This window comes from Paraconexibacter sp. (genome assembly GCF_059438195.1).
Genome location: NZ_JBLKKY010000004.1, coordinates 46438 through 71870, shown reverse-complemented (window position 1 = coordinate 71870; position 25433 = coordinate 46438). Strand labels below are relative to the sequence as shown.

Sequence of the window (25433 nt, the reverse complement as noted above, 5' to 3'; positions counted from 1 at the left end):
CTCACGCGTCCCACTCCAGCTGCAGGGACATCGGCATGGGGGTGATCAGGTGCTGGCTGTACTCGATGTCCTGAGGTGGGAGCCGCAGGCTCGGGATGCGCGTGAGCAGCTGCTCCAGCGCGACCCGCGACTCGAGGCGCCCGAGCGGGGCGCCGATGCAGAAGTGGGTGCCGCGTCCGAAACCGAGGTGGTAGCTCATCTCGCGATGCAGATCGAAGGTCTGCGGGTGGTCGAAGAACGCCTCGTCGTGGTTGGCTGACGCATACATCACGTAGAGAGCGGAGCCCTGGGGGATGTCCACGCCGCCCACCTGACAGTCGCGAGTGGTCACGCGCTTGACGCCGCGCACGACGCCGCGGAAGCGGATGGTCTCCTCGACGACCGAGGGGACGAGTGCCGGGTCCGCCCGGACCTCCTCCCAGCGCTCGCGCTCCTCCAGCAGCATCCGGACCGCCGTGGGCACCACGATCGAGGTGGTGTCCGTGCCGCCGACGATGAACTGCAAGACGTTGTGGACGATCTCGTCGTCGGTGAGCGATGCCGACCCGTCATCGGCGACCGAGGTCACCAGGTCGGAGATGATGTCCTCGAGGGGATTCTCGCGCCGGGCGTGCACGAGGGTGCGGATCGCCGCGTCGCACTCGAGGACGTCACCCCACATCTGCCGAACCTGCTCCGGCGGGAGGCCGGGGATGCCGACGAGACCGAGGTAGCTGTCGGTCCAGCGCCTGAAGCTCGTCGCGTCCTCGGCGCTGAAACCGAGCAGGCGGGCCATCACGAGGGTGGGGAGCGGTGTGCCGAACCGGGCCACCAGGTCGACCTGGCCGTCGGCGATGAACCCGTCGATGAGCTCGTCGGCCACCGCTCGCACGTCCTCCTCCCACTGCTTGACGCGCGTGGGGCGGAACGCCGGCTGCAGCAGCTTGCGGAGCCGGGTGTGGTGCGGCGGATCGGCTTGCATGAGGCCGTCGTACTCGGGAAAGAGGTATCCCGGCACGTTCTCGATGTCATCGGGGAGCGGGTAGAGCACCATGTAGCCGCCGCGCATCGCGAACGTGGCCGAATCACGCAGGATCTCCAGGACGTCCTCGTGACGGGTGACGCACCACATGCCGAGATGCGGCATGAAGAACACGGGGTGCTCCTCGCGGAGGCGCTGAAGCACCGGCCAGGGGGACACGACGTGGTCCGGGGTGGTGGGGTCGAAGCCGAACGGGCACGCGTTTCCCGCGGCCGGCTCGTCGATCGCTCCGTCGGTCGCTTCCGTGGTCACACCATGCTCCTTCTGTCAGGTCTGGGACGTCACGGCGAACGTCCCAGACCTCTCCGACGGCGGTCAATCGCCGCTCGGCGCGCTGTCGACAACGGTCAAGTCGTTGTCCTCTTCTGGGAGAGGTGCCGAATCCGACATCCAGTTGGCTGTTGTGGACAGCGCGTCCGGGAACGTTTGCTCCCGGAGGCGGGCGTGTGGAGGGTGGGCGAATGGCCCTGCTGAACACCCTGGACCCCGACACGACCCGTGACGCGCTGCGCGTCTGGCTGCGGAAGAAGCTGACCCACGCCGCAGGTGTGGAGGTCCGTGATGTCGCGATCCCGCAGGGGGCCGGGATGTCCATGACGACGGTGCTCTTCGCTGCGGAGTGGCGCGAGGACGAGGGGCGCCGGAAGGTGGACCTCGTCGCCCGCGTCGCCCCGCAGGGCCCCGGCGTCTTCAAGACCACCGACCTGGCCCGCGAGTTCCACGTCATGGGCGCACTGGCCGCGGGCTCCGACGTGCGCGTGCCGTCCGTGCTGTGGCTGGAGGAGGACCCGTCCGTCCTCGGCTCGCCGTTCCTCGTGATGGAGAGATGCCCCGGCGAGGTGCCGGCCGACGACCCTCCCTACAGCGTCGACGGGTGGGTGCTCGAGCTCGCGCCCGCGCAGCGCGGGCGGCTGATCCCCAATGCGCTGCGCGAGCTGGCCAAGATCCACGCCGTCGACTGGCGAGCGGCGGGCTTGGAGTCGCTCGCCTGGCCGGAGTGCGGTGCGCTGGGCATGGAGCAGCAGATCAACCACTGGCGCGACGCCTACGCCTGGGCGCACGACGGCCGACCGAGCCCGGTGATCGACGGAGCCTTCGACTGGATCGCCGACCATCTCCCCGAGCAGGGAGAGGTCGTGCTCAGCTGGGGCGACGCCCGGATCGGCAACGTCCTCTACGACGAGGCCGACCAGTCGGTGCGCGCCGTGCTCGACTGGGAGCTGGCGACGCTCGGTCCGCGAGAGCTCGACCTCGGTTGGTTCGTGTTCATGGTCCGCTACAGCACGGCAGGCGTCGGCGCACCACGGCCGGAGGGAATGCAGGGACGTGACGAGATCATCGCGTGCTACCGCGAGCTGACCGGCCACGAGCCGGCGGACATGGAGTTCTACGAGGCCTTCGCGGCGCTGCGTGGCGCGATCTCCGCGATGCGCATGGGCCAGCTGCTCATCGCCGCCGGAGCCCTCCCCGCGGACGATCCGATGCCGCACAACAACCCGCCGGCTCAGATCCTCGCCGAGCTCACCGGCCAGTCCCGGTCGACCGGACAGACCTCCGATTTCGTCGGAAATCGCTGACGATCGCGGGTGACCGGTCACGCGGCGCCGGCTCTCGACGACCCATCGGTCCAATCGGCACCGCGATGGGCCGGCGTCCGTCACACTCGCTGCGCGGACGGAGCTCGCCTCGGATGCCTCGGCGGCCGCCGTACCAGACATGAGCGACGCGATGGGACCGATCGGGGAGGACCGCTGGGAGCTGCCCCGCAACCCGTCGGCCGTGCGAGTGGTCGTCGAGCTGGCCCGCGAGCGTGGCGTGTCGGCGGCGGCGTGCCTGGCGGGGACGGGCATCGACCCCGCCACCCTCGATGCTCCGTCGGCCACCGTCAGCGCCGCCGACGAGCTCGCGGCCATACGCAATCTGCTCACCATCGTCGGCGATGAGCCGGGGCTCGGCACGCACGCCGGCGTGCGATTCAAGCCCGGGACGCTCGGCGTCTTCGGCCTCATCATGCTGTCCAGTCGGAGCGTGCGCGAGCTGCTCGAGACCGCTCAGCGCTTCTCGGGGCTCACGTGGGGCATGGTGCCGCGGCGCATGGTGGAGACGTCCGGGGTCGTCACTGCCGTTCTCGACGAAGCGGCCATCCCGGTGGACGTGCGCGCGTTCGCCGTCGAGCGGGACATCGCGTTCGCCGTGTCGGTCTTCGACAAGACGGTCGGGACCCGCTGTCCCCTGGCCGTCGAGACCTCGCTGCCGCCCGGGCGGACGACCGCCCTTCGCGCGCTCCTCGGCCCGAGGCCGCTCCTGGCCGGCAGGCCAGGCACCCGGATCAGCTGGACGCGGGAGACGCTGGACATCCCGATCGCCGGGGGCAACGCGATGGCTGTCGAGGTCTGCGCTCGGCAGTGCGAGCTGCTCGAGGAGCGGCTGGCGGCCGAGACCCGCCCCGCCGGCGCCGTGGCCTCGGTGCAGGCGGTCCTCCTGCGGCTCTCACCGGAGCGCTGGCATCTCGAGGACGTGGCCCGAGAGCGACACGTCCATCCCCGCACCCTCAAGCGCATGCTCGCCGCCGAGGGATCGTCGTTCCGCGGCGTTCTGGATGCGCACCGCGAGCGGCTCGCGATGGCCCTGCTGCGCGACACCGATCTCGCGGTGGGGCAGATCGCCGCGCGGGTCGGCTACACCGATCCGGCGAGCTTCACGAAGGCCTTCAAGCGGTGGACCGGGCGGACGCCCGCGGCCGTTCGCCGCGAGCTGCGGCGCGGAACCTGACAGCGGGTTGCCCGTTGACGACAGGGGGACCACGCCGCCGTTGACCTCGCCCGGTTGCGGAGGCAGCGTGGGCGCCATGGTGTCCAGGCCTTCACCGACCCACCCGCAGACGACCTCTCGCGAGTGGGCGGTCTGATGTCCGCTCACGGCGAGAAGGTCATGGTCGTCGGCGCAGGGCCTTCGGGACTGGCGGCGGCGTGGCGGTTGCGCGAGGCGGGGCACGAGGTGGTCCTGCTGGACTCGCGCGACCGGGTCGGAGGGCAGCTGTGCACGATCGAGCGGGACGGCTTCCTCATCGAAGCGGCGACGACGATCCTCCCCGCGGCGTACGAGTCGATCGCCGGCCTGGTGGCCGAGGCCGGGATGGCGTCGGAGCTGATCCCGGCGTCGTCGCTCATGGGGTTCGTGCGCGACGGGCGCGTCCATCACCTCCGCGCCGACCATCTCGCGCTCGACGCGGTGCGCTCGAAGCTGCTGTCGCCGCGGGCGAAGCTCAACGTCGCGAAGCTCGCGATCGACATGGCGCGGGTGCGCAACACCCTGTCCTACGAGGATCTGTCGAAGGGCGGCGCGTTCGACTCCGAGACGCCCGAGGCCTACGCGGTCCGACGCGGGCTGGACGGCGAGCTCTACGACTACCTCATCGAGCCGATCGTGCGGGCGGGCGCCGGGGTGCCGGCCGACGTGATCTCGGTCGTCGAGTTCTTCTTCCTCGCGCAGAAGGTGCTCGGCACCGAGCTGTACGCGTTCCGGCGCGGCTACTCGTCGTGGGCGCGACGGATGGCCGAGGGCTTCGAGGTGCGACTGGGCGCCACCGTCAAGGAGATCCTCGAGACCGATCAGGAGGCGCAGGTCGTCTACGAGGACGCGGCCGGCGAGCACACGGAGACGGCTGCCGGGGTGGTGGTCAGCTCGATGGGCAACCTCGTCCCGGACATGGTCCCGCAGCTGGCACCCGAGCGCGCGGAGTTCCTGCGCGAGCTCACCTACACCAGCTGCATCACCTTCAACCTCGCCTTGTCTCGCCCGCCGACCGAGAAGGCGGCGTTCGTGGTGGCGCCGCGGCCGGTCTCCGAGAAGGTGTTCGCGGCCATCGTCGAGCACAACAAGGCGCCGGGCCGGGCGCCGGAGGGCAAGGGCCTCGTGTCGTTCTACGGGATGAACGGCTGGTCGGTGGAGAACATCCACCGCTCCGACGAGGAGATCGTCGACGACGCGATGGCCGACGCGGAGAAGCTCGTCCCCGGCGTCTGCGACGACATCGAGTTCGCGCTGGTCAACCGGTGGTACCCGGTGCTCGTCTACAGCCATCCGGGCCTGTACCGAAAGCTCGGGCGGTTCCATGCGACCCGGCCCCTGGACAGCCGCATCCATCTCGCCGGTTCCTACAACAGCTCGAGCAACGTGAACACCGCCACCGTCGCGGGTGAGCGCGCCGCCCGCGAGCTCGCCGACCGCCTGGCAGGCCGCGTCGGACCGGCCGCGACCCCGATGCCCCCGGTCCTCGGGGCCGGGCTCTCCTGACCGTCCAGTACCCCGACGAAAGCGACCTCATCCCATGTCCGTCGACGCTGTCAGCACGCTTGTCGAGACGAACCCCGAGCAGGACCGGCTTCATGCGCCGTTCCCACCGCCGCCGGAGTACTCGGAGAACCTCATCCTGATGGCGTACGACGCCGCGGCGGATCTGGGCATCTGGGTGCACTTCTCGCGGATGCACGGCGATGCCGATCTGTGGGAGGGCATCTTCTGCGTGTACGCGCCAGGCGGCGAGGTGCTGCTGCATCAGTCCTACGGGCGGGAAGGGTCGGAGGACCGGGCCGACACGGGCGCGTGCTCGTTCGAGGTGGTCGAGCCGCTGCAGCGCTGGCGGGCGCGCTTCGACGGCCGGGCTCTGCGGTCGACGACGCGTGAGGCCGCGTCGCGGGTCCTGTCGCCGTCGGAGGACGCGGCGCTGGCAGTGGATCTCACGTTCGACGGCGTGTTCCCGACATGGAGCGCCGGTGCGGCGATGGAGGACCAGGACTGGGGCGACTCCCACCTCGAGCAGGGTGGCCGCCTCACGGGCGCGATCGAGATCGACGGAGCGCGACGGCAGATCGACTGCATGGCGTTTCGCGATCACACGCGGGGCCGGCGGAACTACACGGGCCTGTCTCGGCATTGCTGGACGTACGGGTTCTTCCCGTCGGGCCGCGTCTTCCTCGTGCTGGAGGCGTTCCACGACCCTGGGGAGGCCCGGCAGGTGTTCGGCTTCGTCGTGGACGACGGCAAGCTGCACCGCGCCACTCCGGTGTCGCTGCCCGGTCTGGAGGACTGCGAGGGCGCGCCCCGTGACTTCGCCATCGAGCTCGACAGCGACCTCGGTCCGATGAGCGTGCAGGCGCAGATGCTGCACGCGATGCCGTTCACGATGCGCGCGCCGTTGGCGATGCCGTTGGGCGTCGACTGGCGCGATCCGTCCATCCTCGTCGATGTCGAGGGCCCGACGAGGGTCCAGTGGAACGGGGAGCACGGCGTCGGCTGGGTCGAGCGAACCAACCGCACCGGCCGCATGACGCGCCCTGGCTGACGCCGAGGTCCACAAAGGGCCACCCGGGTGCGAAGAGTGGCCCGAGGGGACATTCGGGTGGCCGTTCGAGACACGCTCGTGACGAAGCGTTGCGCCCGTCCTCGTCGCTCTGGTCGTGTCTGCGCATGAGAGGTGCTGTACTCGCTCCGGCCACGGGTGACGCCTGTCGTTCCCCCCGGCCGATGACCGGCGACCCTGTGCGTGAAGCACGGCCGCATGACCTTCGCGATGCCGCCGGCGCGGGCCAGTGGGAGGGGCCTCGCGCTGCAGCCGCGCTGCTCGCGCTGCTCGAGGTCGCCGAGGAACGCGGCCTGTCGCGAACGGGCTGTCTGGCGGGAACGGGCCTGGACGTCGCCGATGTCGCATCGCCCGGGGTGACCGTGCTCGCCAGCCACGAGCTCGCCGCGATTCGAAACCTCGTCGTCTACGCCCAGGACGAGCCCGGGCTCGGCACCGCTGCCGCGACGCGATTCCAGCTCGGCACGCTCGGCGTCTGGGGCCTCGCGATGATGTCGAGTCGCACGATGCGCGAGCTGCTGGCCGTGGCCCTGCGCCAGGGTCATCACAAGTTCTCGTGGGGGATGCTCGCCGCGTCCCTCGTGCCCGACGGCCCAGCGCTCCGGGCGGTGTTCGATGAGCGCGTCGCGCCCGCGGATGTCCGTCAGTTCCTCATCGAGCGCGACCTCGCGTTCACCGTCACGGCGCTGGACAAGCTCAACGGCAGGCGTGTGCCCGTCGTGGTCGAGACGACGCTCGGCCCGGACCGGGTCCGGCGCCTGCAGGAGGTGCTCGGCCCGCGGGTGCTGCGCGTGGGCGCGCGGCGGAACGCGCTCTGGTTCTCCGGCGCTGACCTCGACGTCGCCCTGCCCAACGGAGATCCCTATGCCGCCGCGATGTGCGAGCGCCAGTGCGAGGAGCTCTTGGAGCGCAAGCAGTGGCAGGCGCCTCCGGACAGCGCGCGCGCCCGGGTGGAGGCGGTCCTGATGCGCCTTCCTCCCTCGTCTTGGACGCTGGAGAACGTCGCGGCGGCACGCTACGTGCATCCGCGCACGCTCAACCGGCTGCTTGCCGCGGAGGGGACGTCGTTCCGCGCGATCCTGGATGGGACCCGTGAGGCTCTCGCCACGGCGATGCTCATCGAGAGCGATCTCACGATGAACGAGATCGCCCGCCGCGTCGGTTACGCCGAGACACCCAGCTTCGTGCGGGCCTATCGCCGGTGGACGGGGAGCACCCCGGGGGCCGTCAAGCGCGAGGCCGGCCGGCGGCGAGCGTCCTGAGCGCCCCTCCCGGGACGGAGGTCGTGCGGGCAATACCGGCCATTCCGTTGCCCGTTCGGGACAAGGGCGGCGTCGCGCGTTGCGGCGCCGGTCCGGCATGGACGAGGGTCGGTCGAGCCGCAGCACGAGCGAGAAGAGGAGCAGCAGATGCCCTGGGCCGAGGCCGTCGATCCCGCCGATCACTACCTGCACGAGACCAACGGCGACGCATGGTGGAACGAGAGCAGCTTCATGTCCTTTCGCGTCCCCGGCCGCAACCTGATGGTGATGCTCTACCACTACTTCCGCCCGAACCAGAACACGGCCGTGGGCGGCACCATGGTGTGGGACGACAGCGGCGTCGACATGGCCACGGTCCTGCACTACGGCTGGGATTGGCACATGCCGATCCCCGAGGGAGCCGAGCTCTTCGACTGCGCGCTCCCCAACGGGTACTCCCTCGAGACGATCGAGCCGCAGAGGATCGTCCGCTACCGGTACCAGGGCCGCGGCTGCGACATCGACGTGGTCTACACGGCCGCACGCGAGCCGTACTACGCCAAGCACCGGGGCGGGGAGCTGCAGCCCGGCTTCAGCGACTTCGTCAAGCCGGTCCCGGGTCATCTGACGACGGGTCACTACGAGCAATACGGCTACGCCAACGGCACCGTCGAGGTCGATGGCGAGAAGATCGACATCGTCGACTCGGTGGTGATCCTCGATCGCTCATGGGGGCCGCGGGTCGTCCTCAGCCAGATGGAGCGTCGGCGGGTGGCCTACGCGTCGGCCATGGTGTCCCCCGACCACGCCTTCCACCTCTACGGCGTGAACGCGAAGCCGGCTGACGAGGACGACGTCGAGGGCGTCGAGGACCTCGTCGTGGGCGGCTACTACGTCAAGGACGGGCTCCTCGGCGACATCGTCTCGGGGACTCGTCGCTGTCTGGAGCGCGCCGGGAACGACGGACGTCCGCTCCGCGAGCTCATCGAGGCGGAGGACTCCCTCGGCCGCACGCTCGTCGCCGAGGGCTCGATGCTCAGCACGCTGCGGTGGCCCGGCCTCTATGGCGACTTCATGTCCTTCGTCTGTCAGGCCGAGTGGTCCTTCGACGGGCACGAGGCAGTCGCGGGCGAGATCCAGGAGTGGATGATGTTCAACGTCTACCGCCGGTTCATGGACCGCACGAGGCTGCTGACCTTCTAGGTCGCCGGCACCGATCCCCCGGACCATGAGCACCCGACCCGTCGCGACGCCGCCCGCGATCGCCGTTCAGGCGGTCGACCGCGGCAAGGAGGCCGTCCGAGCCGCAGCCGGCATGGGCCACCTCGCGCTCACGAGCCCGCGTGCGGCGCTGCGCAGCACGGGCTGGGTGGCCGACGCGACGATCGAGTTCTCCAAGGGCTTTCGCCGCAGCGTGCTGGCCGTGGTGATCGCGACTGCGGTGTACATGCTCGGCTTCGGCGTGATCACGCTGGGCAGCGTCCTGGCGAGCATCGGCGCCGCGGAGCGCATCACCGGCGGGATGATGCTCATCCAGGTCCGCGAGCCGGCGACGTGGATCGTCGGGATGATCTTCGCCGGCATCGTCGGCAGCGCCATGACCGCGGATCTGGGTGCGCGGCGTGTCCGCGAGGAGCTGGACGCGCTCGACGTGCTCGGCGTCGATCGGCTCCCCGCGCTGGTCGTGCCGCGCGTCGTCGCCGCGACGGTGCTCATGCCGGTGCTCGCCCTGATCGGCACGCTGACGTGCTTCGCCGTCGTCGTCGCCTTCGCCCCGCTGAAGCACGACTTCACGATCGCGGTCGCGATGGACGACATCGCGCGCACCATGTACTCGCTCGACACGCTGGTCACGCTCTTGTTCAAGAACGCGATCATCGGGTTCTTCGTCGGCGTGGTGTCCTGCTACAAGGGCCTCACGTGCAGGCTCGGCAGCGAGGGCGTGGGCCGCGCGGTCAACCAGGCCGTCGTCATCACGTTCTTCGGCATCTGGCTGTGGAACAGCGCGTTCAACCTCGCGTACCTGAGCATGTTCCCCGACGCGTCGGTCTTCCGGGGGTAGCGCATGGCGATCTCCGTCAGGCGCAAGAAGGCGGACGGCCCGATCGGCCGCACGCTCGACGAAGCAGGGGAGCTCGCGGCCTTCAGCGCCCGCGCGGTCAAGGACGTGCCGGGATCCGCCCGGTTCTTCTCGGAGACGCTCCGCCACGCCGGGCTCATGATCACGGGGACCAGCCTCCTGCTCTTCGTGATGATGATGTTCATCGGGGCGAGCATCGCGAACGCCACGTACTTCCTCCTGCGAGCACTCGGTGCGGGGGACTACCTCGGGGTCATCAGCGGCTACGTCGTGCCACGGCAGGTGACGGCCGGGATGTTCGGGTACGTCTTCGCGGCGAAGGTGTGCTGCGGGGCCGCGGCCACGATCGGCGCGATGCGGATCAACCAGGAGATCGACGCGCTCGAATCCAACGGCGTGCGCACGATGCAGTACGTCGTCGCCCCGCGCCTGCTGGCCACTCTCATCTTCGCGCCGATCGCCACCGCGGTCTGCCTCGTCGGCGGCCTCGCCGGGTCCTACGCCGAGAGCGTCGTGCTGCTGCAAGGCCTCTCGGGCGCTTCGCTGACGACCGTCCACTGGAGCGTCCAGTCCGTCTCCGACCAGCTCTTCGCGTTCGTCTCCATCCTCGCGATCGGCGTCACCTCGATGCTGACCGCCTGCTACTACGGGTTGAAGGCCCGCGGCGGCCCGGACGCCGTCGGTCTCGCCGTCTCGCGGTCTCTGGCCGTCAACCTCGTGATGCAGCACGTCATCGCGTCCATCTTCGTCGTGGCCTATTACGGCAACGACATCCGGCTCCCGATCGGCGGCGGCTGATGCGGGGGACGCCCGCAGCCCGACTGCTCGCCGTGACCGCCGTGCTGGTCGCCGGCGTCGGCGCTGTCATCGCCGTCGGCGAGGGAGGAGAGAGGCACGACCTCTACGTGACCACCTCGCAGGCAGCCAATGTCATCGCCGGCCAGCCGATCCGGGTGGTGGGACAGGACGTCGGTCGGATCGGCGACATGGATCCGGTGGACGGCGGCCGCGCCGTTCGCGTGCGGCTCGAGATCGACGACGAGCACTGGCCGCTGCCACAGGGAACGACGTTCGCCCTGCGGTGGGGCGGAACGATCTCCTACAACAAGCGCCACCTCGAGCTGCGCCGCGGCCGCGCGGGCGCGCCGCCGTTGCGTGAGGGCGCCGATCTCCCTCCGTCGGCGCTGGTGACGCCCCCCGAGCTCGACGACCTGCTGTCGGACTTCGGGCCGACGCTGCGAGCTGACCTGAAGGAGCTCCTGGACGAGGGCGGTGACACGCTCCTGGCCGCCCGGCCCGAACTGCGCCGCGCGTTGCGGGCGGCCCCTTCGGCTCTGGAGCAGTCTCGAGCCGTGGCTCGGCAGCTCGCCGACGGCGACGCAGCGCTCGCGACGGTGGTCCGCACCGGCGACCGCGTCGTCGAGGCCGTGCACGCCGCCGATCCCGGGATCGCCGAGCTCATCGACGGCGCCCAGCGGACGCTGGCGGCGACTGCGGCGGAGGCCGGTGCGCTGTCATCGGTGCTCGAGGACGCCGGCCCGACCACCGAGCAGATCCGCCGGACGCTCGCGAACGCCGACCCCACGCTGCGTGCGGTCGAGCGCCTCGCTGTCCGCGTCGCGCCGGGGGCGCAGGAGCTGCGAGCCACGATCGCCCCCCTGCGCTCGGTGGTGGCCCGTCTGCGCGCCGTGGCGCCCGGCGCCGCCGCCACGCTGGCGACGGCTCGCGACCGGGGGCCCCTCATCTCCGGCGCGCTGCGCACGGTCACCCCGATCATCCCGACGATCACGTTGGTCGCCGACCAGTCGCGGGTGGCACTGCACTGCGTGCGTCCGTACGCACCGGACATCGCGGCCTTCGTGAGCACCTGGGGGGATTTCATCTCGGCACACGACGGCAAGGACAAGTACTTCCGCGCGCAGGTGCAGAACTTCCTTCCCGCCCCACACAACGCGGTGAACGAGAACTCCGCGTCCCTCGCGAAGAAGAACCCGTCGCTGCGGTACGCCTTCCCCATGCCGCCGGGCTACGCGGGCGGTCAGCCCTGGCTGATCCCGGAGTGCGGCGTCGGCCCCGAGGCGCTGGATCCCGATCAGGACCCGGAGAATCGTCCGCCGACCGCGCAGCAGCTGTTCAAGCTCGATCCGGAGCGGAAGCCATGAGAGGCCTGCTCGCCCCGGTGGCCGTCGCATGCGCGCTCATCGCCGCGCTCGCGCTCCTCGCGTCCGGCGGCGAGGAGCCCTACCGCCTGCGCCTGGAGCTGCCCAACGCCAGCGGGCTGCGCGACGGGTCGCCCGTGGCGGTCGCGGGGGTCGACGCCGGGAAGGTCTCCCTGGACGTCGTCGGCCGCAAGGTCGTGGCCGACCTCGAGATCGAGCCGGACAAGGGGCCGGTCGGCAGAGACGTCGACGTCCAGATCACTGCGCTGAATCTCCTCGGGCAGAAGCGCGTCAACCTCGACAAGGGGGACCCGAGCGATCCGGCGCCGTCCGGCTTCATCGTCCCCGCATCGCGCGTGAGCGTCACCACCGACCTCGACCAGATCGTCAGTGTCCTCGACGGGCCCACGCAGGCGCGGCTCGGCGTGCTCATCAACCAGGCCGGTCTGGCGCTGTACGGGCGCCGGATGGACGTGCGCGTGCTGGTCGAGGAGCTGGCTCCGGTGATGGCGAAGACGAGGGGGCTGCTCAACGACCTCACGGCCGACAACGTGGCGCTCGGCCGCCTGATCACCACGAGCGACCGGTTCGTGACGTCGATGGCCCGGGAGCGCCGGTCGCTGTCCCGCCTGGTGCGCGAGGCCGCGCAGACGACCGATGTGATGGCGGAGCGGCGCGCCGAGCTCGCGCAGACCCTCGATCGAGCGCCGGCGACGCTCGCGCAGGCGCGGCGGTTCTTCGCTGAGCTCGAGGCGACCGCGGCGCCTCTCGGGCCCGCGGCGCGGGAGCTCAGCGACACGGCGCCGGAGCTGCAGCGCACACTCGACGAGCTCGAACCGGTCCGTCGCACCGCAGAGCCCGCCTTGCGCACCGCCGTCGAGGTCGCCCCGGCTCTCTCCCGGCTCGGGGTCGAGGCGACCCCGGTGCTCCGAGACGCCGTTCCGGTCGCTGACCGGCTGGGCGCCGTCACGAAGAGTGCCGCACCCGTCCTGAGGGCCGCCGACGGCAGCGTCGACAATCTCGTCGGCACGATGGAGAACTGGGCCCGGGCGATCCAGTTCCGCGACGGGCTGTCCCATGTGTTCCGCGGGGAGGCGTCGTTCACCCCCGATGTCGTCGAGAGCATCCTCAACCGCCTCGACGCGGGGAAGCCACCAGCCCGCGAGCAGCGACGCCCACGCGGCGCCGAGCGTCCCGCTGCACCAGCGCCTGTCGCGTCGCCTCCCGAGAAGCCGACGAGCGAGCCGGCTCCTCCGCCGGCGCCGAAGACGGGCGTGCCGGCGATCGACGGGTTGCTCGACCGCCTGCCCAAGGCGCTCGACGGCCAGCTCGGTGAGGAGCTCGGCGACGGGCTCGGCAAGGCGATCGATGGATTGGGCGGGCGCTCCCAGGGCGACGCAGCTCCCGGGAACGGACTCCTCGACTACCTCTTGCGCCCGTGATGTCGACACCACGCTCGGCACGCTCCCGTCTGCACCGGGGCCCTCGGCGTGAGACGCCCTCCGCTGCTGCTGTCGCCGTGCGGTTCGGGCTCGTCGTCGCGGTCATCGGCGGCTTCCTCTGGCTTGCGGCCTCCGTCTACAACGGCAAGCCGTGGGAGAGCTACGCCACGCTGTACGTGGAGGTGCCGAACACCGGCAACCTCATCAAGCACGATCCCGTCCGCATCGGCGGCAACCGCGTGGGCCAGGTCGTCGCCACGTCCGTGACCCCGCGCGGCGACGCGCGCGTCGAGCTCCAGCTCCAGGGCGGGGTCGAGATCCCGACCGACTCCCGTGTGCGCATCCGCGCCAACGGCCTGCTCGGTGCCCGCTACGTCGAGCTCGTCCCTGGCCGGTCGGAGACTCCGCACGACCCGGGCGGGACGATCCACGGCGGCGCCGACACGCTCACCTTCGGGCTGCCGGAGACCCTCGACACGTTCGATCTCGAGACACGGGGCGCGCTCGGCGACATGCTGCGGGGGCTCGGCGAGGGGCTCCACGGCCAGGGCAGCGCGCTGAACGAGATGCTCGCGGTGGATGCCGACGCCATCAGGCCGGCGCAGGAGCTCTTCGACGAGATCCGGGCGAACGGGGCGCCGCGCCGGCTCCTGCCCGCACTGGAATCCCTCTCTACGCCGCTGGACCGCGCGCGTGCCGACTCCGCCGCCGCGCTTGCGCCCGCGGCGACGACGATCGACGCGATCCAGGGTTCGGACGGCGCGCTCGGTGACACGCTCCGCGACACGCCGCCCGCCCTCTCGAGTGCCGGCCGCGGCCTGTCCGCAGGGACAGCGCTGCTCGCAGAGACACGGCGACTGGCCGTGGCGGTCCGAAGCGCTCTGCCAGGCGCACCGCGCGCGCTCCGCGCCACGAACGCGCTCCTGGACGAGCTGCCTCGGCCGCTGCGGCGGACCGACGCGCTCCTGCGGTCGGCGCGGCCCGCCGTTCCCGCCACGCTGCGGATCACCCGCCGCCTCCGTCCGCTGCTCGAACCGCTGGACGGCACCCTGCGCCACGCGATCCCGACGCTCGACGAGGTCGGGTTGCACGGCTGCGACATCACGAACTTCGCCGTCAACCTCCGCAGCATGACGGGGCTCGGCGGCACGGGCGAAGGCCCGGCGGGGCCGGCGATGGCGTTCCGCCTCATCCCGACTCCCTCCGCCCCGACGGAGACCCTCGGGGTCGGCGATACGACCGGGCTGGTCGTGCGAGACGGCTATCCCGCCCCGTGCATGTACCTCTCGAAGCCCTACCCGGTGATCGGCGGTGAGCGATGACGCCGCGCACCTGGTCGAATCGGGCGCTGGGCGCGGTCGTCCTCACGGCGCTGGCGGGTGTCTCCCTGCTCGTCTTCACGGGCAAGCTCGGATTCCACTCGCTGTCGACCGCCGACACACGAGAGATCAAGGCGCGATTCGCTGCAGCCGGCGCGCTGCGAACCGGCATCGCCGTCCGCGTCGACGGCCTCCGGGCCGGGAAGATCACGCAGGTCTCGCTGCCGGCGGGAAGCAGAGTCGCGGACGTCACCATGGAGGTGGACCGCGAGGCGGGACCGCTGTACGCCGACGCGCGCGCCTCGCTGCAGTGGAAGACGGTGCTCGGCGGGGCGTTCTACGTCGCGCTCGATCGCGGTCGTCCGTCGGCCGGCCCGCTCGCGGGTGCGATCCCGGCCGGCCGGACCGAGACGCAGGTCGAGCTCGACGAGCTGCTGTCCTTCGATCGCGGTGCGGCACGTCGAGGCTTGAACCGCCTGCCGCGGGCGCTGGCGGATGCGGTGCGCGACGGGGAGGCCCTTCCACGCGCGCTGGACCGGGTCGACGACGTCGCACCGGACCTCGCGGATGGCCTCGAGGCGCTGCGCGGCCGGCGCGACGGCGACCTCGAGGCGCTGCTCGAGCAGACCGCGGCGACTCTCCGTCAGCTCGACACGCCGACCGGCGGAGCCCGCAAGCTCGTGCAGGGGGCGGCGGTCACGTTGCGGACCACGGGTCGGAGGACCGCGGACATCCGGCACGCGCTCGGCGTGGCCCCGGGCGCCCTCGCCCAGGCCAGGCGGACGCTCCCGCGCCTGGACGCGACGCTCGACCTCCTCGACCCCCTCGTACGCGACCTCGACGAGGCCGCCCCCGAGGTGGCGCCCACGCTCTCGGAGCTGCGCCCCGTGCTCGAAGGCGCCGATCGACTGCTGCGCCGCGCGGAGCCGCTCCTGGACGACCTGCGTCCCGCGGTCCGGACCCTCGGCCGGACGTCGGACCTGGCGCGCGGCCTGCTGGTCGACCTGCGTCCCGGCCTGGACGACCTGGACGGCGCCGTCCTGCCGTACCTCAACGAGAAGGACGGCGTCACGGGCCGGACGACGGCGCAGATGATCGGGCCGACGCTCGCGGCGCTGGGGCCGGGCATGTCGGGGCAGGAGGACCAGAACGGGCACTTCGTCCGCTTCCCGGCGACCGCGGGCAGCTCGCCCCTCTACACCCCCTGTCAGACCTACCTGCACAACCCGGACAAGGACGCGATCGTGCAGTGCCAGGCGCTGTCGAAGACGTTCGAGCACATCTTCTCGTGGCCCACAGACGGCGAGGCGCCCGGAACCGACGGCTCGGCTCCTGGAACGACGAGCGAGGGCGGTTGATGTCGCGGCACGATGACCATGAGGACCTCTGGGACCCCCGCGAGCACCGAGCGCACGGCTTCACGCGCACGCGCCTGCGGCTCGAGCTCAGCCGGGCGATGCGCCCGGCGATCTGGATCGTCCTGGGTGCGGCGCTGGCCGCGCTGATCGCGCAGTTCATCGACCGCAACACCGGCGGGGGCTCCTCCAAGCAGGAAGTCGCCTTCGTGGTCGACGACGCGACGGCGATCGTGGCCTCCTACGACGAGGTGCGCTTCCTGGGCGTCCCGGCGGGGCGCGTGACCGCGGTCGAGTTCCAGGACGGCAAGCCCGTGGTGAGGGGCAGCTTCGACACCCGGCACGGGACGATCTACCGCGACGCTCAGGTGGTCGTGCGTCCCAACACGCCACTTCAGGACATGTACGTCGACGTGGTGGATCCCGGGACGCCCGCCGCCGGTCGGGCCGAGGCATCACGACCTCTTCCTGCGAGCCAGACGCAGACCTCGGTGAACGTCAACGACGTCCTCGACGTCTTCCGAGCCGACGAGCGCGAGCGCCTGCGCGTGCTGCTGGACAGCCTCGGCAACGGCCTGCACGACCGGGGCGCCGCTCTCCACGAGGCGTTCGTCCAGGTCGCCCCGCTGCTGACGTCGGCCCATCGCGTCGCCGAGCAGGTGGCGGTCCGCAAGCGGCGGACGAAGCGCCTCGTGCACAACGCGTCGCGCCTCTTCGGCGAGCTCGGGCGTCGTGACGCCATGCTGCGCGACCTGGTGGACGGCGGCAGCGTGGCGATGACCACCATCGCGGCGCACCGTCGAGATCTGGACGCCGTGTTGCGCGACCTCGCACCGACGCTGTCGTCCATGCGGTCGAGCTTCGCGTCGGTCTCCACGGTGCTGAGCGACGTCGACGGGGCGGTGCGCACGCTCGCGCCCGTCGCCTCCGAGCTGCCCGAGGCCCTGCACGACGTGCGCCGCCTGACCCGGGCGGCGGCTCCCGCGGTCACTGCGCTGCAGGCTCCCGTGAGGCGGCTGCAGCCGCTGGCGCGCACGTTGCCGCCGCTGTCGCACGACCTCGGAGGCGCCGTCGCCGACCTCGTGCCGCACGCGTCCACGCTCAACCGCGCGGCCCGGACGCTCGCGGGCTGCAAGACGGGCGTCCAGGGGTTCTTCCAGTGGAATCCGTCGTTCCCGAAATACGGCGACATGCGTGGCCACTCGCCGCGCGGCAACCTCGCCGCGGGCGCCCAGGCAGGCGGTCTGCTGGCCAATCCGTTCCAGTTCATCCCCGAGTCGTGTGCCCCCGGGCGGGCGATCGGCGGCCGGGTCCCGACGCCAGAGGACATGCACTGATCCGCGATGGCGCGCAACGAACGCAAGACCTCTCACGTCGTCACCACCGTCCTCGCCATCGGCGTGGCGGTGGCAGCGAGCATCTGGCTGATCGTGCTGCCCGGCAACCTCCGTGTCAGCAGTGACTACGAGGTGCGCGTCGTCGTGCCGCACGCTGCCACCCTCGCCAAAGGTGCGCGGGTCACGATGTCCGGCGCATCGGTGGGCAAGGTGGCTTCGGTCGAGCGCAAGGGCAGCGGCGCCGAGATCGAGCTGGCGCTCATGGACGACCGGGTCCATCCGCTCCCCGCGGACTCCACCGCCCGTGTCCGCGCCGTGACGGCGGTCGGCGAGAACTACGTCGAGGTGCGGCCCGGGACGTCGCGCGCGACCATCGCCCATGGCGGAACGGTCGCGGCCGCGACGGCAGGGTCGTACGTGGAACCGGACGAGATCCTCTCGGTGCTCCAGGACGGGACGCGGCAACGAGCGCGTGACCTCGTGCGTGGGCTCGGGGGTGGTCTGCGCGAGCGCGGGGACGACCTCAGCCGCACCGTCGCGGGGACCACCGGAACGCTCATCCCTCTCGCCAAGACGATGCAGACCCTCGCCGCGGACCGGAAGCGCGTCGCTCGTCTCGCCCGTCAGCTCGGTGAGGTTGCCGCCGCGGCCGGCTCGCGGGGCGAGGCCATCCGCGTGCTCGCCCGCGACTCCGTACGCACGTTCGACACGACGGCCCGCCACGACCGACAGCTGCGCGGGCTCATCGATGCGCTCCCGCCCACGGTGCGTCAGGTGCGGAGCACAAGCGAGCTGCTGTCCTCGGTGAGCCGCGCCGGCACGCCGGTCGTCGGTGACGTCGCGGCCGCAGTGGCCGCGGCGCGCCCGCTGATCACCGACCTGCGACCGGCCGCCCAAGCCGGGCGTGAGGCCGCCCGTGAGCTCGACGGCGCAGCGCCGGTGCTCGAGGGTCTTCTCGAGGCCGTCACGGAGGCCTCTCGACCTGCCGCCGACGCCGTGACCGCGCTGCGCGGCGTCACGTGCGAGACGACGCCGCTCCTGCGCTATCTCGAGCCGTACCGCCACGACGTCACGTCGTTCGTCGGCGCGTTCGGCTCCGCCGTCAACGCCTACGACGCGATCGGCCATCTCGTGAAGCTCCAACCGGTGCTCGGCGAGAACTCGCTCGCCGGCCTTCCCGACGAGCTCAGCGACTTCTCCCTGAAGCTCGTGCACGAGGGCGTGTTCAGCAAGAGCACCTCCCTGAACTGGAACCCCTATCCCCGGCCGGGGCAGATCGGGCGATCCGGTGCCTCGGGCTCCCCCCGGTACAAGGGTCCCGACGACTTCGCGAAGCGCAGCGGCTGGACGTACCCGCGCATCAAGGCGGACTGCTGATGAGCCTCACCGCAGGCCGCGTCGACCACTCCGCGGGCGCGGCTCCGCTGGCCGTCGAGACGAGAGACCTCGCGAAGAGCTTCGGCTCGCACGATGTGCTGCGCGGTGTCGATCTCGAGATCCCGAGCGGCGCGACCACCGTCGTGCTCGGCCCTTCCGGCACCGGCAAGAGCGTGCTCCTGAGCCTCATCCTCGGCCTTCAGGCGCCCGACCGCGGCGATGTCTTCGTGCATGGCGCATCCTTGAGCTCCATGAAGCCCAGGGACATCGACGAGGTCCGGCGGCACGTCGGCGTCATGTTCCAGGACGGTGCGCTCTTCAGCTCGATGAACGTGTTCGACAACGTCGCCTTCCCGCTGCGCCAGCACACCGACATGCCCGAGCGCGAGGTTCGCCGCATCGTGAAGGCGGAGCTCCGCGCCGTCGGACTGTCCGCCGCGGCCGGCCGGATGCCGAATCAGCTGTCGGGCGGCATGAAGAAGCGCGCGGGCTTGGCCCGCGCACTGTCGCTGCGTCCGGACATCCTGCTCTGCGACGAGCCCGACTCCGGTCTCGACCCGGTGCGCACGGCGCTGCTCGGCGAGCTGCTCGCGACGCGCAGGGAGGATCTCGGCAACACGATGATCGTCGTCACGCACAACATCGCGCTCGCGCGCCTGCTCGCCGATCACGTCGCGCTGCTGTGGCAGGGGCAGGTCGTCGCACAGGGGCCTGCCGCCGACACGTTCGACTCCGATGACGCGTTCACCCGGCAGTTCCTGAGCGGCGACCCCGTCGGCCCGCTCACCATGGACTGATCCCGCGAAAGAGAGGCGCCGATGCCCACCCAGGACGTCACACCCCCCATCACCCTCCAGTCCGACGCGACCGCGGAGGCGATCGCGCTCGGCGGCATGTCGGTCCTGATCCTGCTGCTCGTGGTGTGGGCGGTGGTCCGTCGGGAGTGGATGCTGCCTGCGCTGCTCTTCGGGGCAGGGACGGCCAGCCTCGTCGAGGCGCAGCTCGACGTGCTGTCGCGCATCTGGTGGGCCGAGGATCTCGTCCGCGCCTACGAGTACTTCGGCGTCCCGATCCCGGTGTTCGTCCCGCTCGGCTACACGCTCCTCATCGGCGGGGGCGCGTACACGGTCTACCGGGTGATCCGCGACGGGGCGACGCGCCAGCAGCTCGTCGCCGTCGCCGCCGGGTTCTTCGTCGTGGAGAGCGCCTTCGAGATGTTCTGGATGAGCTTCGACATCTACGAGTACTACGGGCCGCAGCCGATGGAGGTCTTCGGCTTCCCGCTCTACTGGGGCATCGTCAACACGTGCACCGCTGTCACGGCCGGGTACGTCGTGTTCCGGCTCCGACCGCACCTGCGTGGCGCGGCGCTGGCGTTCCTCGCCATCGTGCCCCCGCTCTCGTTCGGGGTGGACTTCGCCGTCTCGTGGCCCACCTGGGCCGGCATCCACGCGGGCTTCTCCTCGCTGGCGCTGTCCTTCCTGGCGCTCATCACGATCGCGCTCTGCGTGCTGGAGCTGTGGCTCGTCTCTGGGTTCGCGGAGCGCGAGGGGAGCGAGCGGCGCGGGGCGGGCGATGGCACGAGCTCCCCGGACGCGACGGGGGCCGGCCGCGAGCTCGCCGCCGCCGGGTCAGCCTGAGCGTGCGGCTCAGCGGTCGCGGGCTTCGCGTCGGGCAGCTGCCGGCGTCCGACCCGTCCAGCGCGTATAGGCACGTGCGAAGGCGCGCACGTCGGTGTATCCGACGCGCAGCGCGACACGAGCGATCGGCTCGTCCGTCTCGAGCAGCAGCACGGTCGCCGATCGCTCGCGCGCGGCGTCGGCGATCGCGCGAAACGACGTGCCCTCGGCCGCGAGCAGCCGGTTGAGCGTCCGAGGGTGGACGTAGCGCTCGGCAGCGACGTTCTGCAAGGTCCACGCCTCGGGCGGCAGCCGCTGCATCGCCTGCTCGACCTTCGCCCGGGCGCTGCCGTCCGGGGCGGCGAGGACGGCGCGCTCGAGGAGCTGCTCGCATTGCCGCTCACACATCGCTGCCGCGAAAGGATCCCCGTCGGGCAGCTCCTCATCGAGGAGGCGCGGCGCGAAGCTGATGACGTTGCGCGCGGCTCCCGGGATGAACCGGCGAGGTCCGGCCGCATCGCGGAGCGCGCCGACGCGCTCGGGTGGCAAGGTGGTGGACACGGTCACCCCCGGACGTTCACCGACGAGGAGTCGCAGGACGGCCAAGGAGAACGCGAGGTCGCGTTCGATGACGAAGTTGCGCAGCGGCTCCGGGATCTCCGCCTCGGAGAAGATCGCGTCCAGCTGTCCGTCTCGCTCCGAGATCTGAACGTCGCACATCCCCCAGGAGAACTTTCGGAGCCCTTGGCGCAGTGCGACTGCGACGAGATCGCGGATGGTCTGGCTCGACATCATCGCCAGGCCGTACACGCCCAGGGTGCCGAGCTGAACCGTGTTCCCTGCGCGCGTTCCCAGCCCGGGAGGATCGCCGGTCCACCTGACGAGGTTGGCGATCGCGACGAGCTCCTGCTCCGCGAGGACCACGGGCTCCCGCACCAGGAGGTCGGCCGGCTCGAGCCCGGTGCCGTCCAAGCACGCGGCGGGAGGCATGCCCACCGACGTGGCGACCTCGAGCAGGACACGCAACGCCGCAGGGTGGCGCATCCCCGTCCCGTCGCACGCCGCGTCGATGGCGGCTTCAGGACCAGGGTCGGCGTGAGCCTCGAGCGGCATGGACGAGTCAATCTAACCCGGAGCCAAGCGGCTCGCGCCGGTGCACGTGCTGACATTCGGCAGGCATTTCGCGACACCGGCTTCGGCGCCGGTTGCAGTGCGCACCAGGCCTGAGAGGGTCGTCGGCGCTGCGACCACCGACCCGGAGGAGCTTCGATGAGCACGCACGCGGCCGCACGGCCGGCCACGACGACAGGGCGGCGGGTAGGCGACCTCGGGCCCGGCTGCGCGGTGCAGAGCTTCGACTTCCGTCTCGCCGACCTCGACGAGAACGATCCGATCTACGGGCTCGGGCAACGCGGCGTGTGGGCGTACGGCGGCTATCGCACCGCGGCCGACAAGCTCTACGTGCTCGAGCGCAAGTACGTCCACCAGATGACCGGCGGTCTGTGGATGATGTCGAACGACGCCGGTGCGCTCGAGCTCTGTCCGGAGACCATGCGCACCGCCCGTGGCGAGCTCCGCCGGGAGATGGGCTCCGAGCGGCGCGTGTACCGCGATCACCTCCTGGCGAAGCTCGGTCGTCACGCGCCCGCGGACGAGATCCCGCTCGTGATGGAGCTCACCGACGACGGGATGGTGTGGCAGGAGGGGTCGCTCGTCGATCTTCAGGGCACGGGCATCGGCCCGGGGCTGTCGATGTTCGTCCTCGAACGGGACTGGCCGATGTCCTACATCGGCCGAGCGCTGCATACGACCGGGACGATCCGCGGCGAACCCGTCGAGGGTGTGACCTTCCTGGACCACGGCTACTGGAGGCCCCGGCGGGAGTGGAAGGAGGAGAAGTTCTACGGCGAGCGCCAGATCTGCTGGCACGTGTTCTGGACGCAGTTCGAGGACGGGAGCCAGGAGTGGGGACAGATCATGCGCGCGACTCCCGGCGTGGCGGCGGCGATGGTCGCTTCCGACGACGAGACGGTCGCCGCCACCGGTGAGGTCGACAGCACCTTCACGGTCGACGACGAGGGGTACGTCGCCACTGCCACCCATCGCGCTTGCGGCATCGAATGGGAGTTCGCCGCTGAGGCGAGCGGCAAGATGCTCGATTTCAGCGCTGCGCGCTGGGGTGAGTACCGCGCCCAGGCCGGCCACACGCAGCGCGTCGGTGAGACCCGGCCGGTCAGGAGCGGCTTCACCTGGCTGGAGACCTTCACCGACCGCATGCGCAGCGACGGACTCGCGGCGCCCCGCGATGCCTGAGGTCAGTCCGGTCCACGCGGCCTCGGCACCGGAGACCCGCTGGTCGCGCGTCAACTACGCCGAGGCCATCCAGGGTGTCCAGACGCCGCTGGGCTGGACGCTGTGGCAGAACATCTTCAATCAGGCGCCGAGGCAGGCCTTCGTCGCCATCGGCGTGCTGCCCCGCACCGAGCTCTCGAGTCCCGCCCCCGGCGCCGCGACGATCGACGGCGACGTGTTCTCGGCATGCTTCTTCGGGCGGCCGGCCGCGAACGTCAGCGTGTTCCACCGGATCGGCGAGCTCATGCCCGGGACGTCCGGCGACGCGCTGATCGCCCAGATCTTCGCCGAGCACGACGGTCTCCGCCCAGCTTCGCGTCTCTCGGCTGACGGCCGCGTCCGACGCTACGTGACGACGGCCGCGAAGTTCGCGCCGGCGGCGATTCGATTCGAGCGCATGGTCGTCCCGATGCGCGACGAGTACCGTCGCTGGTGGCGGTCGTCGGTGATCGAGCAGCCGCCGGCGAGCCTCGACCAGGCGACAGCCCTCCTGCGCGACGCCGGCGACCGGTTCGCCCACGCCGGAACCGTCCACGTGGTCGTCTCGTTCCTCGGGCAGGCGCTGGTCGACCAGGTCGAGGCGCTGGCGCGCTCGGCCTGGGGCACGTGCGAGGGGTCGGCGGACCTGACGACCGGTGTCGGCGGCATGGAGGAGGCGCTCATGATGGCCGACCTCTGGTCGGCCGCAGCCGGGGATCTGTCGCTCGACGAGCTGCTCGCCCGTCACGGGTACCACGGGCCGAACGAGGGTGCGCTCGACAGCCGTGTGTGGCGCGAGGACCCCGGGCCGGCGCGGAGACTCGTCGATCGCTACCGGGACGCGGACGTCTCGCATCCGACCGAGCGCGAGGCGGTCCAGGCCACGCGACGGCTCGAGGCGGAACGGCGCCTGGCCGCCGGGCTCGGTCCCGCGGGTCGCGCGCGGGCGCGAGCTGTGCTCCCCCTCGCCCGGCGAGTCGTCCCCAAGCGGGAGGTGGGCAAGGCCGCGTACCTCCTCGCCATCGACGGGGCGCGCTGCGCCGCCCGGGCCATCGGAGCCGAGCTCGTCGCCCGGGGCCACCTCGATGATCCCGAGGACGTGTTCTTCCTCACCTACGACGAGCTCGTGAGCGGCATCGACAGGCCGGTGCAGGACCTCGTCGCCCAGCGCCGCTCCCAGCACGCGGATTTCGAGGCGCTCGACCTTCCGACCGCGTGGACGGGGGATCCGGAGGCGACGCCATCCACCAGGCACGACGTCGCGGTGCGTCGGGAAGCGCGCGAGGTCAGCGGTGTCGGCGTCACGGGCGAGGCGGTGATCGGCCGGGCGCGCGTCGTCCTCGACCCGGACGATGCCGATCTCGAGCCGGGGGACGTGCTCGTCTGCAGGACGACCGATCCGAGCTGGACGCCGCTGTTCCTGCTGGCCGAGGCGCTCGTGATCGACACGGGCGGAGTCATGAGCCACGGCGCGATCGTCGCTCGCGAGCTCGGCGTCACATGCGTCATCGGCACCGGGACCGGGACGAACGACATCCCGGACGGCGCCACCGTGAGCGTCGACGGTCGCACGGGCGCCGTCTGCGTGCTCGAGAGGAGAGCGCGGCCGACGGTCTGAGCGCTCAGCGCGACGCGCCGTGGCGCAGGTCCCGCTTCCAATGCACCGCGGGGAGCGACGTGGGCAGCACGCCGGGCTCGGCATCGACGACCACCGGGATCGCCTGCGTCAGCACGACCCCCGTGCCGCGGTCTGCGGTCGTGCGCTGGACGACGGTACGAGTAGCCGGCCGACCGTCGATCGTGACGATCCACTCCGCCGTCGACGACGTCACGACATCCGGCTTCATGAGCGGCGTGAGGTACCAGCCGACGCGCATGGTGATGAACGGCTCTGCTCCGGCATAGGCGACGGTGTCGTACGCCACCCGCCCGACGCGCCCGCGGCGGACCGTCATCACCGGGCTGACGAGATCCTGCGGCGCGACCGCGCAGTCGGACGTCGTCTCGATCCGGCTGAGCTCGACGCCCATGCGGTCGGCCATGAGCTCGATGGCCTGGTACCAGTACTGCCGCTGGTACCAGACGGCGTGACCGTCCGTGCTGCTGACCTCTCCGAGATCGCCGCCGAGGCCGAGCACCTCGAGGACGCCCGGATCCTTCTGGTGGACGCAGTCGAAGTACTCCTCGACGGTGATCGACCTGATGTCGTTCGAGCCGCCGGCGAGGGCGAGCACCAGTCGCGGGCACATGAAGTTCGGATTCGACCCCGCGGCGTGGAACGTCGCGCCGCCGCGCTGCGCGGCCGCCTCGATGGCGTCGGCGAGCTCCGGATCGCGAGCGTCGAGATTCGTGTAGGGGTGGGAGGTGATGACGTTGCGGCCGGCTTGCAGCAGTCGCACGTAGTCGTCGCGTGGGTCCGCGCCCGGCATGTCCAGCGACGTGTGCAGCACCGCGTCGCACTCGATCGCGAGGAGATCGTCGACGTCGCGCGTGGCCGAGAGGCCCAACGGCTCGAGGCCGGCGAGGGCGCCGATGTCCTGGCCGTCCTTGGCCTCGGCGTACACGAGGGCGCCCACCACCTCCAGCTCGGGGAGGCTCATCGCCTCCCGCACGACGGCGGACCCGATGCTCCCGAGCCCCCAGATCGCGATTCGATAGGGGCGCCGAACCCGTGTCTCGGGAATCATGGCGACCAGCGAACACCGCGTCGCGGGATCGGTCAACGCGCGGAGAGACGAGTTGTCGCAAACGGCGAAGGCGGTGTCGCGGGCAAGCGACGGGCGGCCATCA

Annotated in this window: 21 protein-coding genes; 18 read left to right on the top strand and 3 right to left on the bottom strand. The window is 71.3% G+C overall.

What is annotated here, in order from left to right; translation table 11 throughout:
• Position 1: 1 nt before the first annotated feature.
• On the bottom strand, positions 2-1273 hold the full coding sequence (locus tag ACME2J_RS02495; protein WP_495543286.1) for a cytochrome P450: 1272 nt from the start codon (positions 1271-1273) through the stop codon (positions 2-4).
• A 209-nt stretch (positions 1274-1482) separates the two neighbouring features.
• On the opposite strand from ACME2J_RS02495, the gene ACME2J_RS02490 reads away from it, so the two are divergent.
• The 16 genes from ACME2J_RS02490 to ACME2J_RS02415 all read left to right on the top strand — a co-directional run bounded on the left by ACME2J_RS02490 (position 1483) and on the right by ACME2J_RS02415 (position 20333).
• Positions 1483-2598: a phosphotransferase family protein gene (locus ACME2J_RS02490; RefSeq protein WP_495543285.1), complete on the top strand. Its 1116-nt coding sequence runs from the start codon at positions 1483-1485 to the stop codon at positions 2596-2598.
• A gap of 139 nt (positions 2599-2737) precedes the next feature.
• On the top strand, positions 2738-3793 hold the full coding sequence (locus tag ACME2J_RS02485) for a helix-turn-helix transcriptional regulator (protein WP_495543284.1): 1056 nt from the start codon (positions 2738-2740) through the stop codon (positions 3791-3793).
• 135 nt (positions 3794-3928) lie between these two features.
• Positions 3929-5317 carry a protoporphyrinogen/coproporphyrinogen oxidase gene (locus ACME2J_RS02480; protein ID WP_495543283.1) on the top strand — a complete coding sequence of 463 codons (1389 nt, stop codon included), beginning with the start codon at positions 3929-3931 and terminating at the stop codon, positions 5315-5317.
• A gap of 34 nt (positions 5318-5351) precedes the next feature.
• Positions 5352-6365, top strand: a complete 1014-nt coding sequence (locus ACME2J_RS02475; protein ID WP_495543282.1) for a DUF7064 domain-containing protein — start codon at positions 5352-5354, stop codon at positions 6363-6365.
• Between the two features lie 182 nt (positions 6366-6547).
• Complete coding sequence (locus tag ACME2J_RS02470) at positions 6548-7645, top strand: AraC family transcriptional regulator (protein ID WP_495543281.1); 1098 nt, start codon at positions 6548-6550, stop codon at positions 7643-7645.
• A 147-nt stretch (positions 7646-7792) separates the two neighbouring features.
• Complete coding sequence (locus ACME2J_RS02465; RefSeq protein ID WP_495543280.1) at positions 7793-8827, top strand: DUF7064 domain-containing protein; 1035 nt, start codon at positions 7793-7795, stop codon at positions 8825-8827.
• 166 nt (positions 8828-8993) lie between these two features.
• Positions 8994-9686, top strand: a complete 693-nt coding sequence (locus ACME2J_RS02460) for an ABC transporter permease (RefSeq protein WP_495543279.1) — start codon at positions 8994-8996, stop codon at positions 9684-9686.
• A gap of 3 nt (positions 9687-9689) precedes the next feature.
• Positions 9690-10502 carry an MlaE family ABC transporter permease gene (locus ACME2J_RS02455; protein WP_495543278.1) on the top strand — a complete coding sequence of 271 codons (813 nt, stop codon included), beginning with the start codon at positions 9690-9692 and terminating at the stop codon, positions 10500-10502.
• A 32-nt stretch (positions 10503-10534) separates the two neighbouring features.
• Complete coding sequence (locus ACME2J_RS02450; RefSeq protein WP_495543277.1) at positions 10535-11866, top strand: MlaD family protein; 1332 nt, start codon at positions 10535-10537, stop codon at positions 11864-11866.
• Positions 11863-13305 carry an MlaD family protein gene (locus ACME2J_RS02445; RefSeq protein WP_495543276.1) on the top strand — a complete coding sequence of 481 codons (1443 nt, stop codon included), beginning with the start codon at positions 11863-11865 and terminating at the stop codon, positions 13303-13305. The genes ACME2J_RS02450 and ACME2J_RS02445 overlap by 4 nt, the downstream gene beginning before the upstream one ends.
• A 77-nt stretch (positions 13306-13382) precedes the next feature.
• A complete protein-coding gene (locus ACME2J_RS02440) occupies positions 13383-14627 on the top strand; it encodes an MlaD family protein (protein WP_495543275.1) in 1245 nt (414 codons plus the stop codon).
• Positions 14624-15982 carry an MlaD family protein gene (locus ACME2J_RS02435; protein WP_495543274.1) on the top strand — a complete coding sequence of 453 codons (1359 nt, stop codon included), beginning with the start codon at positions 14624-14626 and terminating at the stop codon, positions 15980-15982. The genes ACME2J_RS02440 and ACME2J_RS02435 overlap by 4 nt, the downstream gene beginning before the upstream one ends.
• A gap of 98 nt (positions 15983-16080) precedes the next feature.
• Positions 16081-17316 (top strand): MlaD family protein, encoded by a 1236-nt coding sequence (locus ACME2J_RS02430; RefSeq protein ID WP_495543273.1) that lies wholly within the window; start codon positions 16081-16083, stop codon positions 17314-17316.
• A gap of 6 nt (positions 17317-17322) precedes the next feature.
• Entirely contained in the window at positions 17323-18693 is a 1371-nt protein-coding gene (locus tag ACME2J_RS02425; protein ID WP_495543272.1) for an MlaD family protein, read from the top strand.
• Positions 18693-19490 (top strand): ABC transporter ATP-binding protein, encoded by a 798-nt coding sequence (locus ACME2J_RS02420; protein ID WP_495543271.1) that lies wholly within the window; start codon positions 18693-18695, stop codon positions 19488-19490. Before ACME2J_RS02425 ends, ACME2J_RS02420 begins: the two co-directional genes overlap by 1 nt.
• Positions 19491-19511: 21 nt before the next feature.
• A complete protein-coding gene (locus ACME2J_RS02415; RefSeq protein WP_495543270.1) occupies positions 19512-20333 on the top strand; it encodes a hypothetical protein in 822 nt (273 codons plus the stop codon).
• A gap of 9 nt (positions 20334-20342) precedes the next feature.
• Here ACME2J_RS02415 and ACME2J_RS02410 read toward each other — a convergent pair whose 3' ends face one another.
• Positions 20343-21356, bottom strand: a complete 1014-nt coding sequence (locus ACME2J_RS02410; protein ID WP_495543269.1) for an AraC family transcriptional regulator — start codon at positions 21354-21356, stop codon at positions 20343-20345.
• A gap of 225 nt (positions 21357-21581) precedes the next feature.
• On the opposite strand from ACME2J_RS02410, the gene ACME2J_RS02405 reads away from it, so the two are divergent.
• Positions 21582-22625 (top strand): hypothetical protein, encoded by a 1044-nt coding sequence (locus ACME2J_RS02405; protein ID WP_495543268.1) that lies wholly within the window; start codon positions 21582-21584, stop codon positions 22623-22625.
• Positions 22618-24261 (top strand): PEP-utilizing enzyme, encoded by a 1644-nt coding sequence (locus ACME2J_RS02400; RefSeq protein WP_495543267.1) that lies wholly within the window; start codon positions 22618-22620, stop codon positions 24259-24261. Before ACME2J_RS02405 ends, ACME2J_RS02400 begins: the two co-directional genes overlap by 8 nt.
• 4 nt (positions 24262-24265) lie before the next feature.
• Here the strand turns inward: ACME2J_RS02400 and ACME2J_RS02395 are convergent, their stop codons facing one another.
• On the bottom strand, positions 24266-25330 hold the full coding sequence (locus ACME2J_RS02395) for a hypothetical protein (RefSeq protein ID WP_495543266.1): 1065 nt from the start codon (positions 25328-25330) through the stop codon (positions 24266-24268).
• Between the last annotated feature and the right edge of the window lie 103 nt (positions 25331-25433).

Excerpts from the sequence above, each read along its gene's own strand:
- ACME2J_RS02490 (WP_495543285.1), top strand. The coding sequence starts at position 1,483 with ATGGCCCTGCTGAACACCCTGGACCCCGACACGACCCGTGACGCGCTG.
- ACME2J_RS02485 (WP_495543284.1), top strand. The coding sequence starts at position 2,738 with ATGAGCGACGCGATGGGACCGATCGGGGAGGACCGCTGGGAGCTGCCC.
- ACME2J_RS02480 (WP_495543283.1), top strand. The coding sequence starts at position 3,929 with ATGTCCGCTCACGGCGAGAAGGTCATGGTCGTCGGCGCAGGGCCTTCG.
- ACME2J_RS02475 (WP_495543282.1), top strand. The coding sequence starts at position 5,352 with ATGTCCGTCGACGCTGTCAGCACGCTTGTCGAGACGAACCCCGAGCAG.
- ACME2J_RS02470 (WP_495543281.1), top strand. The coding sequence starts at position 6,548 with ATGACCGGCGACCCTGTGCGTGAAGCACGGCCGCATGACCTTCGCGAT.
- ACME2J_RS02465 (WP_495543280.1), top strand. The coding sequence starts at position 7,793 with ATGCCCTGGGCCGAGGCCGTCGATCCCGCCGATCACTACCTGCACGAG.
- ACME2J_RS02455 (WP_495543278.1), top strand. The coding sequence starts at position 9,690 with ATGGCGATCTCCGTCAGGCGCAAGAAGGCGGACGGCCCGATCGGCCGC.
- ACME2J_RS02445 (WP_495543276.1), top strand. The coding sequence starts at position 11,863 with ATGAGAGGCCTGCTCGCCCCGGTGGCCGTCGCATGCGCGCTCATCGCC.
- ACME2J_RS02435 (WP_495543274.1), top strand. The coding sequence starts at position 14,624 with ATGACGCCGCGCACCTGGTCGAATCGGGCGCTGGGCGCGGTCGTCCTC.
- ACME2J_RS02430 (WP_495543273.1), top strand. The coding sequence starts at position 16,081 with ATGCGCCCGGCGATCTGGATCGTCCTGGGTGCGGCGCTGGCCGCGCTG.
- ACME2J_RS02425 (WP_495543272.1), top strand. The coding sequence starts at position 17,323 with ATGGCGCGCAACGAACGCAAGACCTCTCACGTCGTCACCACCGTCCTC.
- ACME2J_RS02420 (WP_495543271.1), top strand. The coding sequence starts at position 18,693 with ATGAGCCTCACCGCAGGCCGCGTCGACCACTCCGCGGGCGCGGCTCCG.
- ACME2J_RS02415 (WP_495543270.1), top strand. The coding sequence starts at position 19,512 with ATGCCCACCCAGGACGTCACACCCCCCATCACCCTCCAGTCCGACGCG.
- ACME2J_RS02410 (WP_495543269.1), bottom strand. The coding sequence starts at position 21,356 with ATGCGCCACCCTGCGGCGTTGCGTGTCCTGCTCGAGGTCGCCACGTCG.
- ACME2J_RS02405 (WP_495543268.1), top strand. The coding sequence starts at position 21,582 with ATGAGCACGCACGCGGCCGCACGGCCGGCCACGACGACAGGGCGGCGG.
- ACME2J_RS02400 (WP_495543267.1), top strand. The coding sequence starts at position 22,618 with ATGCCTGAGGTCAGTCCGGTCCACGCGGCCTCGGCACCGGAGACCCGC.
- ACME2J_RS02395 (WP_495543266.1), bottom strand. The coding sequence starts at position 25,330 with ATGATTCCCGAGACACGGGTTCGGCGCCCCTATCGAATCGCGATCTGG.